We start from the raw sequence: 14,140 nt of genomic DNA, 5'->3' as shown, positions 1-14,140 counted from the left end.
GACTTAGGTGAAGCCGTCATGGTTGTGAAGTCCAATGAGCGATGCGGCGCGAAGACGCGGGTTGGTGGGAATTGCAACGCCAGGCCAGTGCGCGAAGGCGGTCGCTGCAAGTGGCACGGCGGGTGCTCGACCGGACCGCGCACGTCGGACGGCAAGGCAAAGGTTGCTCTCAACCTCCCGCGCGTGTTCGCCGCCGTGGTGCGAATGGCGACCATGTAGTGCAATCGGTGCCTACGGCCCAAGGGATCGACGACGACGTCGTCCGCGGGCCCCCAACACGCATCCCCCCGGGGGCAACCTTGAACTCAAGCAACAGGGGGCGTTCTTGCGGGGGTGCCCTACGCGCACGACCGGCATGCGGCGGCGGCTGCGCCCCGGCTTGATGTCGGCCTTGGGCGTGATGTCGTGGTCGTAGGCATGCGCCCGTGCAGCAGGGAACGACCACTTACTTTCCCGCCCCTTTGGCGCCGGAGAAACTGCGCGAGCCCCTGTCACTTCCGTCGGCGCGGCTTAGGGGGCATTCGCGCTGGGTCCTTCAGGGCGCGCTGAGTACTGGCAACTTCCTCCCTCGCGTCGAGGTCCAGCCGTTCGACGAGAAAATCCACAAACGCGCGCACCTTGGGCGACTGGACGCGCCCGCGCGGAAATACGGCATTCAACTCGAACTCCGGCCCGCTCCATGCAGATAGCACGCGACGCAGCGTTCCGGCATCTGCGTAGCGCCTGACCATGATGTCGCCGGCCATCATGATGCCTTGGTCCGCGAGCATGGCCACGCGCAACCCCGCCGGATCGTTGGCCACGAACGCAGGCTCGATCGCGACCTCACGTTCGTGCTTGCCATCGTTCAGTGGCCATGCGTATCCGAATCCCTTGCGGTAGTGCTTCGCCATCGCGAGGGTGCGATGGTGCCGCAGGTCATCGGGATGTTCGGGTTCGCCATGACGATCCAGATAATGACACGTCGCATACAAATGGGTGTGCAACACGGCGAGCCTGCGCGCCGCGAGCGTCGAGTACGGCAGCTTACCGGCGCGCACGGCGACATCGATCTCTTTGTCGATCAGGTCCAGCGGATCGCTGTTGAAAGCGTCCAGCACAAGTTCCATGCGCATTTCAGGATGACGCTCCTGCATCGCATCCAGCAACGGCGCAATCCACTCGATCCCGATTTCGTACGACGCGGTGACACGCAGCCAGCCACGCGGTCCGCCTTGCAATTGACCGACGGCGCTTTCGGCTTCGTCGAGGTCCTGCGCGATGCGTTGGCAAAGATCGAAGTAGATCTTGCCAGCTTCTGTCAGCCCGAGTTTGCGCGTCGTGCGATGCAGGAGTTGCGCACCGAGGCGCTCTTCGAGCTCTTGGACCTTTCGGCTCACGTTGGTCTTCGGGAGCTTGAGCGCGCGCGCTGCGGAAATGAAGCTTCCATGTTCGACCACGCGAACGAACATCAGCGTGTCATTGAGATCACGCGCCATATCCGGCTCCCATTGCCACGAATCGGGGATTAGGTCCGCGGTAGGGACAATTATTCCCCGATCGACCGGCTAATCAAGGGCGGGGCTGGGCGATAGCTTGTCGACTCCCCCGCCAACGAGGCCGCACCCATGGGCCACTCCCCGCTTCAGCTCGATTCCTACCGCCTGCTTGGACGCTCAGGTCTTCGCGTCTCCCCTCTCGCCCTTGGCACTATGACGTTCGGTGGCGAGTGGGGATGGGGTGCCGAGGAAGACGAAGCGCGCCGCATCTTCGACGCTTACGTCGACCGCGGTGGGAACTTCGTCGACACCGCAAATGCCTACACCAACGGCTCATCGGAACGCTTGCTCGGGCAGTTTGCCCAAGGCAAGCGCGATCGCCTGGTCATCTCCACCAAGTTCACGATGTCCATGCATCCGGGCGATCCAAACGCGGGCGGCAACCATCGCAAGAGCATGATGCGATCGGTTACGGAAAGCCTACAGCGGCTGCGCACCGACTACATCGACCTGCTGTATCTGCACATGTGGGACGGCACGACGCCGGTCGAGGAGGTTCTGCGGGGCATGGACGATCTCGTGCGCCAGGGCAAGGTGCTCTACCTCGGCGTCTCCGACATTCCCGCGTGGCAGGTCTCGCGCATGCAGGCGATCGCCGACCTGCGCGGGAGCGCGTCCATCATCGCGCTTCAGAGTGAGTACAACCTGATCGAACGGACGCCCGAACGCGATCTCATCCCGATGGCCCGCGAGATGGGCATGGGCGTCGTGCCGTGGTCGCCGCTTGCGAACGGAATCCTGGCCGGCAAGTACAAGCGCGACGATTTACAGCCTCCCGTCGATCCGGCGAGCGTTGTCGGTACGCGGAAGTCCGTGGCAGCCGGTTACGGATCGCTCAACGAACGCGCACTCGATATCGCGGACGTCGTCGTCGCGATCGCCACAGAATGTGGATATTCCGCGGCGCAGGTGGCCCTCGCGTGGACGCTGCGTAATCCAGGTGTGGCGAGCACCCTCGTGGGCGCCCGGCGACTCGTACAACTGGAAGACAACCTCGATGCCCTCGCCGTAGAACTAAGCGACGCGCAGTGGGCGCGTCTCGCGGATGCGAGTGCGATTGCCTTGGGCTTCCCGCACGAGATGCTGCGCTCGCAGATGATAAGGCACGCCATCACGGGTGGCACGCAGTTGCCGGTGCGCGCATGGTGACCGCGGCGATCTTCCTGGCTATCGTGCGGCACCTTGCGCGGCGGCTCGACGACGAGAACCAATGAACGCGCCACCGGGCGGCGGCCGGCTATGTCTATCACGCCCCCCATCTGGGTGAGTCTCGTTCTACTGTTGCATCGCCATCATGAGGCCACATCGACGAGGAGCGTGCGATGAAAGCGCGAACGAAGAACGTGGATGAAAGCCGCCGCCGCCTGCTTGCCGGCGTTGCGGTGAGCATGGCGTTGCCAACGATGGCAAATGCAGTCGCGGTGCAGGAATCCGCACCGCCGGCGAAGGCATCGGTATCGAAGTCGTCGCACGCATCGTTCGGCCCGCTCAAGCAGGTGAACGCAGGTGTGCTCGAAGTCGCCTACGCCGAGGCAGGACCTGCCGACGGACCCGTCGTGCTGCTGCTGCACGGGTGGCCGTACGACATCCACAGCTACGTCGACGTGGCGCCATCACTGGCCGCGCGTGGCTTCCGTGTCCTCGTGCCGTTCCTTCGCGGGTACGGAACCACGCGCTTCCTTTCGTCCGCAACGCCACGCAATGGCCAGCCCGCCGCGTTGGCGGACGACGTCGTCGCCTTCATGGATGCGCTCCACGTCAAGCAGGCGATCCTCGGCGGCTTCGACTGGGGCGCTCGAACGGCAGGCATCGTAGCGGCGGTTCATCCGGAGCGCGTCAAGGCGCTGGTCGCAGTGAGCGGATACCTGATCGGCAGTCAGAAGGCCGCCCAGGCGCCGCTTCCGCCAGAAGCGGAGCTTCAGTGGTGGTATCAGTTCTACTTCGCGACCGAGCGGGGTAAGGCCGGCTACGACAAGTACCGCCACGATTTCGCGAAGCTAATCTGGAAGATCGCTTCGCCGGATTGGGCGTTCGACGACGCGACCTTCGATCGCAGCGCGGCCGCATTCGAGAACCCGGACCACGTCGCCGTCGTGGTGCACAACTATCGTTGGCGTCTCGGGCTGGCCGAAGGCGAAACGAAGTACGACGCCGTGGAAGCAACGTTGGCCGAGGGGCCGGCCATCGCGGTTCCCACGATCACGCTCGAAGGCGACGCGAATGGCGCGCCGCATCCAAAGCCAGATAGCTACGCGAAGAAGTTCACTGGCAAGTACGCCCACCGCACGATTACTGGCGGGATTGGGCACAACCTGCCGCAAGAAGCACCGAAGGCGTTCGTGGACGCGATAGTCGATGTATATGGATGGGGCAAGTCTTCGGCGACGTGATAGGGAACCTAAATGCGTCGCCTTCATGCGGCGGCGCGGGTCGCACGAGGGCACAACACCAGGCCACTTTGCATCTCGGCCAACGGTCCCGTTTCGCCCAGTAGTTCTACTGGTTGCCCCCCAGATTTCTTCGGATGCGCGCCCAGCCGGCGAGTCGCAACATGCGGAACGGCCCTGCCTTTCCCGAGGAGATTTGCCATGGGTGCGAAGAAGGCAGATGGAGGGCCCCAGCAGCCGTCACTGGGGACGGAAACGCCCTTGTTTTCCGACATCCTGCCGCTGCCCGAGCCCCGCTTCAAAGGGCGCATCGGCAGCACCTTCGCCGATTCGGAAGCAGATGTGATCGCGCTGCCGAGCGCACCGCCCGGCGCGCCCAACGTGCTGATGGTGTTGCTCGACGACGTGGGCTTCGGCCAGGCCAGCACCTTCGGCGGCCCCGTCGACACGCCGACGCTGCAACGACTGGCGGATTCGGGCTTGCGTTACAACCGCTTCCACACCACCGCCTTGTGTTCGCCGACGCGCGCGGCGCTGCTCTCCGGGCGCAACCACCACTCGGCCCACACCGGATGCATCACTGAACTTGCCACAGGCTTTCCCGGCTACGACGGTCAGTGGCCGCGGGAAGCGGCATGCGTGGCGGAAATTCTTCGCGCCAACGAATACGCCACCGCGGCCTTTGGCAAGTGGCACAACACGCCCGACCACGAGCTCGGCGCCGGCGGCCCGTACGATCGCTGGCCGACCGGCAAGGGGTTCGACTACTTCTACGGCTTCCAGGGAGGCGAGGCGAACCAGTGGCGCACGCCGCTGTTCGAGAACACCGCGCCGATCGAAATGCCGCACGACCAGCCGAACTGGCACTTCTCGGAGGCCATCGCCGACAAGGCGATCGGGTGGATCGGACAGCAGAAAGCGGCCGCGCCGGACAAGCCGTTCTTCATCTACTTCGCGCCGGGTGCGGCGCACGCGCCCCACCACGTCGCGAAGTCGTGGGCGGACAAGTACAAGGGCAATTTCGATCACGGCTGGGATCGTCAACGCGAACTGACCTGCGAGCGCCAGAAGCAACTCGGCCTTATTCCGATGGACACGAAGCTGACGCCGCGGCCCGAGTCGATCCCCTCGTGGGAGTCGTGCTCGGCGGACGAGCGGCGGCTGTATGCGCGGATGCAGGAAGTGTTCGCCGGATTCCTTGAGCACGTCGACGCGCAAGTCGGCAGGCTTGTCGACGCCATCGAGGCCATGGGCCTCGGGGACGACACCTTGATCGTCTACATGGTGGGCGACAACGGTCCAAGCGCCGAAGGCACGCTGACCGGCACGCTCAACGTGATGAAGACGATGCTCGGCCTGCCGGACGACGTGGCATCGATGGTGCAGCACATCGACGAGATTGGTGGCCCGCAGTTCGAGAACCACTATCCCGTCGGCTGGTGCTGGGCGGGTTCCTCTCCGTTCCAGTGGATGAAGCAGGTGGCGTCGCATTTTGGCGGCACGCGCAATGGCCTGGTCGTTTCGTGGCCCAAGCGCATCACGGATCGCGGTGGCCTGCGCTCGCAGTTCCACCACGCGATCGACATCGCACCGACCCTTCTCGAACTGGCCGGGATTCCGCAGCCGCGCGAAGTCGATGGTGTTCCGCAGAAGCCCATCGAAGGCATCAGCCTGGCGTATACCTTCGACGATGCGGCGGTGCCGGGGCGCCGCGTCACCCAGTACTTCGAGATGTTCGGCAACCGCGCGCTGTACCACGACGGCTGGGTGGCCGGATGCTTGCATGGCCGCGCGCCCTGGGTGACGGCGGGCAGCGCCAGCTTCGATGACGACAAGTGGGAGCTGTACAACATCGAGCAGGATTTCTCGCAGGCGAGCGACCTTTCGGCGCAGGAGCCGAAGAAGCTGCGCGAGTTGCAGGACCTGTTCATGGCCGAGGCCGCGAAATTCAACGTCCTGCCACTCGACGATCGCTTCGCCGAGCGCGCCGACCCCGCGTTGAAGCCTAGTCATCTGCGCGGTCGGACGCGGTTCGTTTACCCGTCCGGGACCGTCCGCGTTCCGGAACGCTCGTCGCCCTACACGAAGAACGTGCACCACACGATCGCCGCGGAAGTCGACATCCCCGAAGGTGGTGCGGAGGGCGTGCTTGCGTGTTGCGGCGGACTCGGAGGCGGCTTCACGGTGTTCCTGCAAGACGGCAAGCTGCATTGGGAACACAACTACTACAACGAGGCGCGATATCGCGTTTCGTCCACCGGCACGATCCCCGCCGGCCACCATGTGCTCTCGGCCGAAATCTCGGTCGATTCGCCGGGCAAGTTCCAGACGGGGGGCGAGGTCACCTTGCGCCTGGATAAGGAAAAGATCGGCGAAGGCCGTTTCGAGAAGCAGATCGGCGGGTTCTACACCGCCAACGAGAGCTTCGACATTGGCTGCGACACCTGTTCGCCGGTGTCGGATCGTTACGAAACGCCGTTCACGTTCACCGGCACCATCGACCGCGTCATCGTGGACGTGAGCGAAGCGACGTTCGATCAACTCGCCGCGCAACACGAAGCGATGGCGCGGATGGCCATGGCCACGCAGTAAAAACGGAGGGTGCCGATCAATGCCCGCCTTGCACGACATCCAGCGCAGCACGCTGCCGATTCCGGATATGAAGCCGGTCGCGTTGACGACGTACGACGCGAAGGACCCCGACACGCGGTTTCCACCGATCACGCCTTTGCGACCGCCGGCGGGCGCGCCGAACGTCTTGATCGTGCTGCTCGACGACGTCGGATTTGGTGCGTCGAGCGCGTTCGGCGGACCCTGCCGGACGCCCACGGCGGAACGCCTGGCGGCCAGCGGGCTGAAGTACAACCGCTTCCACACCACGGCACTGTGTTCGCCCACGCGCGCAGCGATGCTCTCGGGCCGAAACCACCACGCCGTCGGCATGGGCGGCATCACCGAAATCGCCACGTCAGCGCCCGGTTACAACTCGTTGCGACCGAACACCTGCGCGCCACTGGCAGAAATCCTCAAGCTCAATGGCTATGCGACGGCGCAATTCGGCAAGTGCCACGAAGTGCCCGTGTTCGAGGCGACGCCGATCGGCCCGTACCACCACTGGCCGACCGGCTCGGGGTTCGAGCACTTCTTCGGTTTCATCGGCGGAGAGAACAACCAGTACTACCCCGAGCTCTACGAAGGCACCACACCCATCCAGCCGGACCGCACGCCCGAGCAGGGCTATCACCTGATGGAAGACCTGGCGGACAAGGCCATCGGCTACATCCACCAGCAGAAGGCGATCGCACCCGACCAGCCGTTCTTCATCTACTTCGCGCCGGGCGCCACGCACGCGCCGCACCATGTGCCGAAGGACTGGATCGAAAAATACAAAGGCAAGTTCGACCAGGGATGGGACAAGGTGCGCGAGGACACTTTCGCGCGGCAGAAGCAGCTCGGCGTCATTCCGCCGGAGTGCGAGCTCACGCGGCGCCCCGATGAAATTCCCGCGTGGGATGCGATGGAGGCGCGGCTGCGTCCGGTTCTCGCGCGCGAGATGGAAATCTATGCGGCCTTCCTCGAATACGCCGACCACCATGTCGGCCGCGTCATCGATACGCTCTCGGACCTGGACATCCTCGATGACACGCTCATCTACTACATCATCGGGGACAACGGCGCCTCGGCGGAAGGATCGCTGATCGGCGCGTGGAACGACAAGGCGGCCGCGGAGGCGCCCGACCTCGCGACGCCCGAGCTCATGATCGAGCGCATCGACGAGCTGGGTTCAGCCCGCGCGCAGAACCATTACGCCGTCGGCTGGGCGCACGCGATGGACACGCCGTACCAGTGGACCAAGCAGGTCGCGTCGCACTTCGGCGGCACGCGCAACGGCACGATCATCCACTGGCCGAAGGGCATCAAGGCCAAGGGCGAGCTGCGATCGCAGTTTCACCATGTCATCGACGTGGCGCCGACGATCCTGGAAGTGGCTGGCCTGCCGCAGCCGAGTTTCGTCAACGGCGTGATGCAGGAGCCGCTGCACGGTGTCGGCATGCGCTATTCGTTCGACGACGCCAAGGCGGCGGAACGGCACGAGACGCAGTACTTCGAGATGGTCTGCAACCGCGGCCTCTACCACAAGGGCTGGACCGCGGTGACCCGCCACGGCAACCCGCCGTGGGTTGTCGTCGGTGCCCAGCCGCCACTGAGCGACGACACCTGGGAGCTCTACGACACGACCAAGGACTGGTCGCAGGCGCATGACCTCGCGAAAGAGATGCCGGAGAAGGTCGCCGAACTCAAGCGGTTGTTCGACTTGGAAGCGTCGAAGTACAACGTGTTCCCGTTGGACGATCGCAAGGCCGAGCGCACGAACCCGGATATCGCCGGACGACCGATGGTCGTGCATGGCAACACGCAACTGCTCTTCGCGGGCATGCGCCGGCTCGGTGAAAACACGGCGATCAACACCAAGAACAAGTCCCACTCGGTGACTGCCGAAGTCGAGGTTCCGTCGAACGGCGCCAAGGGTGTCATCGCCGCCCACGGCGGCCACATGGGCGGTTGGAGCCTCTACGCGCACGACGGCAAGCTCAAGTACCACTACAACTTCCTCGGGCTGCTGCGCTTCGAGGTGGAAGCGGGCTCGACGCTCCCCACGGGCAAGCACCAGGTGCGGATGGAGTTCGACTACGACGGCGGCGGGCTTGGCAAAGGCGCCGGGATCACCCTCTACGTCGATGGGACGAAAGTCGGCGAAGGGCGGGTCGCACGCACGCACGCCTACCTGTTCTCGATGGACGAGACGATGGACGTCGGCTGCGAAGCGGGCGAGCCCGTGTCGGAGGATTACGGTCCAACGGACAATGCCTTCAACGGCACGATCCACTGGGTGCAGATCGATATCGACGCCGCGGCCGCGGATGCGGACCACATGATCGGCGCGGAGGAACGCTACCGCCTCGCCATGGCGCGGCAATGACCAACGTCGTCTACTTCCACGTCGACAACCTCGGCTACGGCGAGCTGGGCTGCTATGGCGGCGGCATCCTCCGGGGCGCCGCGACGCCGCGCATCGACGCCTTCGCGACCGAAGGCTATCGACTCGCCAACTACGCGCCCGAAGCGCAGTGCACGCCTTCGCGCACTGCGCTGATGACCGGACGTTACGCCATCCGCACGGGCAACCACACGGTCGCGGTGGCAGGTGGCGAATCCGGGATCGTGGCGTGGGAACGGACGCTCGGCGACCTGTTTTCCGACGCGGGCTACGCGACGATGTGCATGGGCAAGTGGCACATCGGCGACTGCGACGGACGCTGGCCGACGGACCATGGCTTCGACGAATGGTACGGCCCGCCCCATTCCTACGATGAAGCCTTCTGGGACACCGATCCCTGGTACGACCCGGAACGCGACCCGGTGTCGTACATGCTCGAAGGGCGCAAGGGTGAGCCGGTGCGCAAGGGAGAGCGCCTTACCTACGACCTCAAGCTTGGCATCGACGTGGAGTACAAGCGCCGGGCCTTCCGCTTCATGGAAGACGCCGCGCGCGACGCGCGTGCCTTCTTCCTCTATTTCAACCACTCGCTGATGCACATGCCGGTCGTGCCGCGCGACGAATATCGCGGCCGCAGCGGCAACGGCGACTGGGCGGACTGCCTGCTGCAACTGGATGGCGACTTCGGCGAGCTCCTCGACAAGATCGATGGGCTTGGCCTGCGCGACGACACCATCGTCGTGTTTGCGGGCGACAACGGCAATGAGGAGATGCTTCTGCACCGGGGCACGGGCGGATTCTTCGACGGCTCGTACTTCACCGGCCGCGAAGCCGCGCTGCGCACGCCGTGCATCGCGCGCTGGCCGGGACGTATCGCGGCCAACCGGACGAGCAACGAGATCGTGCACATCACCGACTGGTTCACGACGCTGCTGCGCCTCTGCGGCCTGGCGGTTCCCACCGACCGCGAGATCGACGGCAAGGACCAGGTGGCCTTCCTCCGCGGCGAACAGGAACAGTCGAACCGCGACGGCTTTATCTTCTGGAACGGCGAGCGGATGTACGGCATCAAGTGGCAGAACTTCAAGATGGTGATGGTCGACCAGACCTACCTGACCGATCCCGCGCTGCCGCTGTCGTCGCCGTACGTGATCAACCTGGTCGTCGATCCGAAGGAGCGCGAGCCGTTCAACCCGGTCTACATCCATTCGTGGACGGCGGCGCACTTCGGTCGAATCATGCGGGACTTCCAGGGCAGCGTCGCGCGCGAGCCGTTGATTCCCGCCGGCGCGCCGCTGGGCCACGTTCCTGCGCGCAAGCGAAGCGAGGACCGCCCATGAAGCGCACGCTTGCCATCGTCGCACTGGCCGTCTGGCCCGCCCTCGCTGCGCACGCGGTGGAAGGCGGCCTCTCGCGCTCGATCACCGGCTTGCAGGTGTCGAATTACGCGGGCGTGGTGCCGCCCGAGCCGGGTTGGACGCTCGCCGCGGGCTACGTGTACTACTCGGGCAAGATCGGCGCGGAACGCGAGACGCCCATCATCGGCACCAGCGCGCTCGGGGTGGACGCCACGTTCGGCCTGACGTCGCTGACCGGCGTCTACGTCTGGCCGACCCATGCGGGGCGCTGGAATTTTGCGTCGATGGCCGCCTTGCCCTACGCCAAGGAGGACATCACCGCGGGGCTGGCGCTCGGTGCGGCGCGCGCCTCGGTCAGCGACAGCACCGGCAACATGTACGACTTCGGTTTCGCGCCGATCATGGCGGGCTACCACTTCGACAAGGTGCGTCACTTGTCGCTGGCCTTGTACGTGTCCGCGCCCACGGGCCATTACGATCCGAATCGACTGGCGAACACCAGCCTCAACGTATGGGTGTACTCGCCCACGGTGGCTTACACGCAGTTGTTCCAGTCCGGCACGCTCGAATGGAGCACCGCCGTCGGCATCGACCTGTCCACGAAGAACGACGACACCGACTACAAGAGCGGCGCGGTGTTCCATGTCGATACGTTGCTCTCCAAGAGCTTCGCGAACGGGTGGGGCGTCGGCGGCATCGCCGGCTGGATCGAACAGGTCACCGACGACAGCGGCCCGCTCGCCGACCGCCTCGACGGTTTCAAGGGGCATTCGCTCGCGATCGGCCCCACGGTGTCCTACCAACAAAAGTGGGGAGATCGCACCGTGGCGTTCTCCGCGCGCTGGCTCAAAGAGTTCAACGTGGAGCGGCGCACGAAAGGCGAGCCGATCATGTTGACCGCCTCAGTGACGTTCTAGGCTTGCACTAGGTTTTTATCGAACCGCCTCGAAGTCAGGCAGCGGCCATGACCGATCGAAGAACGCTTCGGTCGGCTGGTAGAACCGGAAATACGCGAACCAGTTCCTGCCGGGCACCGTCGGAATCCAGTTCTTCTCGAAGCCGGGTGGCGCCTTAGGTCCGACATAGATGTCCACCGAACCGTCGTCGTTCTTGCGCAGGTCCATGCGCGAGGAGCGATCTGCGATCTTCTGTTCGTTGAGGATCAGCGCGCGCGTGTCGACGTCGTACACGGTCACCGACCAGAACAGCTTGATCGGTGCATTGGGCGGCACCCGGAGACGGTAGGACGTGCCGCCATCGAGCCACTTGCCCGCCTTGTCCCTGTACGCGCTGAGGTAGGCCGACGACGGGCCAGGGCGCTTGGGCGCCATCGACGGCCCCGCACCCACGGCTTCGTAGAACCAGGACGCGCGCTCGTCGAGCAGGTCCCAGAATGCGTCGGGATTGTCGGCGTCGAGTTGCAGCGCGAAGTCCCAGTGCGCGTCCTTGCGGTACTTCACGTCGGCGAAGCGGCGGTCGGCAGTGTTGGCCTTTGCCATGGCTTCGCCGACCAGCGCCGCCTCGGTCAGGATGCGGGTCTGCCGCGCGTTCGGCTTGAACGGTTTTCCCTTTTCCAATCCGAGCGGGCGCAACATCGCATGGAACAGGATGTCGCGCGGCGCAACGGGTTCACGCTGGATGACATCGTCGAGCCGCTGCCAATACGCCATCCCGCGCGGCGGCAGACCGCTCCATTCCCTGTTGCCCGCTTCGAGAATCTGCAACTTCGGCGGGTTGTTGCGTTGCGCGTAGGGATACATCTGCAACTGCGCGAGGGCCTGCTGCGCCATCTGGGGGTCGGGCTCGGTCAATCGCACGCCCAGGAAAATGTTGAACGTCGGCGCGTGCAACACCTTGTAGCCGGCGACATTCTTCGGCTCTTCCTGCCCGGGCCCCAGCACGAGATAGGTGCCGGGCCCTTCGGCTCCGGGAAGCGCAGCCTGCCAAGCGTCGCTGATGCCACCTTGCACCCCTTGCGCCGGCATCACCATGACCAACGGGCCCGGTGAGAGATCGGCAAAGCCCAAGTAGTACGGCGTGGTGGCATTGGCGGTGAGGATGCCGCGTCTGGCTTCATACGACAGGATGGAGACGATCTGGCCGTTCTTGGCACCGAGCTGTGTGTTGATGCCGCGCTGCCACGCGGTGAACGAGACCGCCGGAAGGGACCACAGATAGGCCTGGCACGCGCGTTGGAAATCACGCTCGTCGTAGAGCTTGTCGATGGTGGCGTCGGTGGGGTAGCCGTTGGCGAAGTCGTGCGTGAACTCGAGTTTTCCGATCCGCGTTTCGACCACCTGCGGGCCGGTCGTATTCGCCTTCGCGGGCGGGTTGGAGACGGACGGCTGAGCCGGCGGCCGCTGACATCCCGCAGCGACGAGTACGAGCACTACCAAGGACCCGATTCGCTTCATGGCTCCGCTCCGATACCCCACCGTTCAGGCCCAGACTCGGAGCCGAAGCAAGGCCGGGCCGATATGCGCGTAGGGGAGTTAGGGTGCGGTGAATGACCGATTCGGCCAAAGCCGACACTCCCAGATTCCAGGGCGCACCTGCGAGACCCTGCCCCGGAGAGCTAGCGGTGGTGGACAAGGCATGAACCTTTCGGAGTTCAAGTGGTACGTCGTCGGCCCAACGGAGTTGGGCCTCACCGGCCTACACCTTCGGCGCGGCGGCGAGCGCGGACAGTTGATCGCATGCGTGGCAGGCATGGAAGGCGAACAGTGGGTGGCAGTGCTCGGCCTCCACGATGACCGGGTGCGCGCGCGCATCTGGTGCGCGTCAGAGACCCAAGCGATCGAGGCCGTCGAGGATTGGCTGGCGGCCATGCTGACGGCCCCCTAGTGCGTGGCGATCTCAGTGCGAGCGTGCGCGTCGTTCCGGCTCAGAGGCGCTCAAGGATCGCGAAGAAATCGCGCTTGGACAGGCCGGCCTGATGCAGCATGAGCTTCAGCAGCCCGCGGCTGTACGGTGCATGGTGCGCATCGACCGTGACCCGCCGGAAGTCGCGCCCTTCTCCTTTCACCCATTGCTCGTGGGACGTGCCCGATTTCGGGCGACAGGTGAACCCAAGGTGGGACAGGACACGCTTGAACTCGTCATCCTTGACGGGTCTCTCGCGTGTCCCCATGCGTTTAGTTGCAATGCGCCGGGGCTAGAGGCAGCACTTCCTTGAATCGCTTGCGCGACGTCGGAGCGTGAAGTCCGAATGCGTGGATCACCACGATCAGTGCCTTTATGGCGTAGTACTTCAGCCACATCGGGAGGGGAGCCCTGCGAGAAAGCAAGTACACCGCATGCGGGCGATCCTCGCCGGTCAGCACGTCTTGGACGAACTCCTCGATCTGTTCGTCAAGCTTCTTTCGGGCGTCCGCGTAGGTGTCGCCCTGACTGCCGAGCGAGAGGTCCAGGCAGTAGGCGTTCCAAATGTCACCACTGCGTTCGGCGTAGCAACGAAGAATTAGCTGGTTTGCGCGCATGTTGTTTGATCGTCCAGTCCTGTGACCTAGAAGCGATCTCTCCCCCTTCTCCCCGGCGCGGACAGTAGCAAACGGTCGCCTCAACGCAAGTGAACGCGGTCATGGGGGTGGGGGCGGCCATCTCGGGCCGTCGGATGGAGCGTGCTACCCCGGTGCTACCCCGGCAGGTGGGCGGCCACAAACGAAGACGCCCCGCTTAGGCTCAAACCCAAGCGGGGCGCGGTATTCGCATGGTGGCCGGGGAGGGAATCGAACCCCCGACACGGGGATTTTCAATCCCCTGCTCTACCAACTGAGCTACCCGGCCAGCGAGCCCGGCATGATACGGACGTGCCCGGGTTCGGGCAAGCCGGATGTTCGCTGAATGGTGTGTGGGAGG

Annotated in this window: 11 protein-coding genes and 1 tRNA gene; 7 read left to right on the top strand and 5 right to left on the bottom strand. The window is 64.7% G+C overall.

Annotated elements, in window-relative coordinates:
- Positions 1-491: 491 nt before the first annotated feature.
- Positions 492-1,478: a LysR family transcriptional regulator gene (locus LVB87_RS15210; RefSeq protein WP_232898801.1), complete on the bottom strand. Its 987-nt coding sequence runs from the start codon at positions 1,476-1,478 to the stop codon at positions 492-494.
- Between the two features lie 129 nt (positions 1,479-1,607).
- Between LVB87_RS15210 and LVB87_RS15205 the strand changes: the two genes are divergently transcribed.
- The 6 genes from LVB87_RS15205 to LVB87_RS15180 all read left to right on the top strand — a co-directional run bounded on the left by LVB87_RS15205 (position 1,608) and on the right by LVB87_RS15180 (position 11,199).
- The gene (locus LVB87_RS15205; RefSeq protein WP_232898800.1) at positions 1,608-2,687 is read left to right on the top strand and encodes an aldo/keto reductase; all 1,080 of its coding nucleotides are present in this window, start codon (positions 1,608-1,610) and stop codon (positions 2,685-2,687) included.
- 194 nt (positions 2,688-2,881) lie between these two features.
- A complete protein-coding gene (locus LVB87_RS15200) occupies positions 2,882-3,928 on the top strand; it encodes an alpha/beta hydrolase (protein ID WP_232898799.1) in 1,047 nt (348 codons plus the stop codon).
- Positions 3,929-4,186: 258 nt separating this feature from the next.
- Complete coding sequence (locus tag LVB87_RS15195; protein WP_232898798.1) at positions 4,187-6,517, top strand: arylsulfatase; 2,331 nt, start codon at positions 4,187-4,189, stop codon at positions 6,515-6,517.
- Between the two features lie 19 nt (positions 6,518-6,536).
- Complete coding sequence (locus LVB87_RS15190) at positions 6,537-8,906, top strand: arylsulfatase (protein WP_305067744.1); 2,370 nt, start codon at positions 6,537-6,539, stop codon at positions 8,904-8,906.
- Positions 8,903-10,264 (top strand): sulfatase-like hydrolase/transferase, encoded by a 1,362-nt coding sequence (locus tag LVB87_RS15185; RefSeq protein WP_232898797.1) that lies wholly within the window; start codon positions 8,903-8,905, stop codon positions 10,262-10,264. The genes LVB87_RS15190 and LVB87_RS15185 overlap by 4 nt, the downstream gene beginning before the upstream one ends.
- On the top strand, positions 10,261-11,199 hold the full coding sequence (locus tag LVB87_RS15180) for a transporter (protein WP_232898796.1): 939 nt from the start codon (positions 10,261-10,263) through the stop codon (positions 11,197-11,199). Before LVB87_RS15185 ends, LVB87_RS15180 begins: the two co-directional genes overlap by 4 nt.
- A 15-nt stretch (positions 11,200-11,214) precedes the next feature.
- Here the strand turns inward: LVB87_RS15180 and LVB87_RS15175 are convergent, their stop codons facing one another.
- Positions 11,215-12,696, bottom strand: coding sequence for a DUF1254 domain-containing protein (locus tag LVB87_RS15175; protein WP_232898795.1), 1,482 nt, complete (start codon positions 12,694-12,696; stop codon positions 11,215-11,217).
- A gap of 181 nt (positions 12,697-12,877) precedes the next feature.
- Here LVB87_RS15175 and LVB87_RS15170 point away from each other — a divergent pair, with 181 nt between their 5' ends.
- Complete coding sequence (locus LVB87_RS15170) at positions 12,878-13,126, top strand: hypothetical protein (RefSeq protein WP_232898794.1); 249 nt, start codon at positions 12,878-12,880, stop codon at positions 13,124-13,126.
- A 40-nt stretch (positions 13,127-13,166) separates the two neighbouring features.
- Here LVB87_RS15170 and LVB87_RS15165 read toward each other — a convergent pair whose 3' ends face one another.
- From LVB87_RS15165 to LVB87_RS15155, 3 genes are all read right to left on the bottom strand, one after another.
- On the bottom strand, positions 13,167-13,412 hold the full coding sequence (locus tag LVB87_RS15165) for a type II toxin-antitoxin system HicA family toxin (protein WP_232898793.1): 246 nt from the start codon (positions 13,410-13,412) through the stop codon (positions 13,167-13,169).
- Positions 13,413-13,416: 4 nt separating this feature from the next.
- Positions 13,417-13,761 (bottom strand): hypothetical protein, encoded by a 345-nt coding sequence (locus LVB87_RS15160; RefSeq protein WP_232898792.1) that lies wholly within the window; start codon positions 13,759-13,761, stop codon positions 13,417-13,419.
- A gap of 231 nt (positions 13,762-13,992) precedes the next feature.
- Positions 13,993-14,068, bottom strand: a tRNA-Phe gene (locus LVB87_RS15155).
- Between the last annotated feature and the right edge of the window lie 72 nt (positions 14,069-14,140).

This window comes from Lysobacter sp. KIS68-7 (genome assembly GCF_021284745.1).
In the GTDB taxonomy this organism is placed as follows: Bacteria; Pseudomonadota; Gammaproteobacteria; order Xanthomonadales; family Xanthomonadaceae; genus Noviluteimonas.
This window is presented reverse-complemented; position numbering and strand designations above follow the sequence as displayed.

What these genes read in the sequence shown, in the direction of transcription:
- LVB87_RS15210 (WP_232898801.1), bottom strand. Translation starts at nt 1,478, where the DNA reads ATGGCGCGTGATCTCAATGACACGCTGATGTTCGTTCGCGTGGTCGAA.
- LVB87_RS15205 (WP_232898800.1), top strand. Translation starts at nt 1,608, where the DNA reads ATGGGCCACTCCCCGCTTCAGCTCGATTCCTACCGCCTGCTTGGACGC.
- LVB87_RS15190 (WP_305067744.1), top strand. Translation starts at nt 6,537, where the DNA reads ATGCCCGCCTTGCACGACATCCAGCGCAGCACGCTGCCGATTCCGGAT.
- LVB87_RS15185 (WP_232898797.1), top strand. Translation starts at nt 8,903, where the DNA reads ATGACCAACGTCGTCTACTTCCACGTCGACAACCTCGGCTACGGCGAG.
- LVB87_RS15180 (WP_232898796.1), top strand. Translation starts at nt 10,261, where the DNA reads ATGAAGCGCACGCTTGCCATCGTCGCACTGGCCGTCTGGCCCGCCCTC.
- LVB87_RS15175 (WP_232898795.1), bottom strand. Translation starts at nt 12,696, where the DNA reads ATGAAGCGAATCGGGTCCTTGGTAGTGCTCGTACTCGTCGCTGCGGGA.
- LVB87_RS15170 (WP_232898794.1), top strand. Translation starts at nt 12,878, where the DNA reads ATGAACCTTTCGGAGTTCAAGTGGTACGTCGTCGGCCCAACGGAGTTG.
- LVB87_RS15165 (WP_232898793.1), bottom strand. Translation starts at nt 13,412, where the DNA reads ATGGGGACACGCGAGAGACCCGTCAAGGATGACGAGTTCAAGCGTGTC.
- LVB87_RS15160 (WP_232898792.1), bottom strand. Translation starts at nt 13,761, where the DNA reads ATGCGCGCAAACCAGCTAATTCTTCGTTGCTACGCCGAACGCAGTGGT.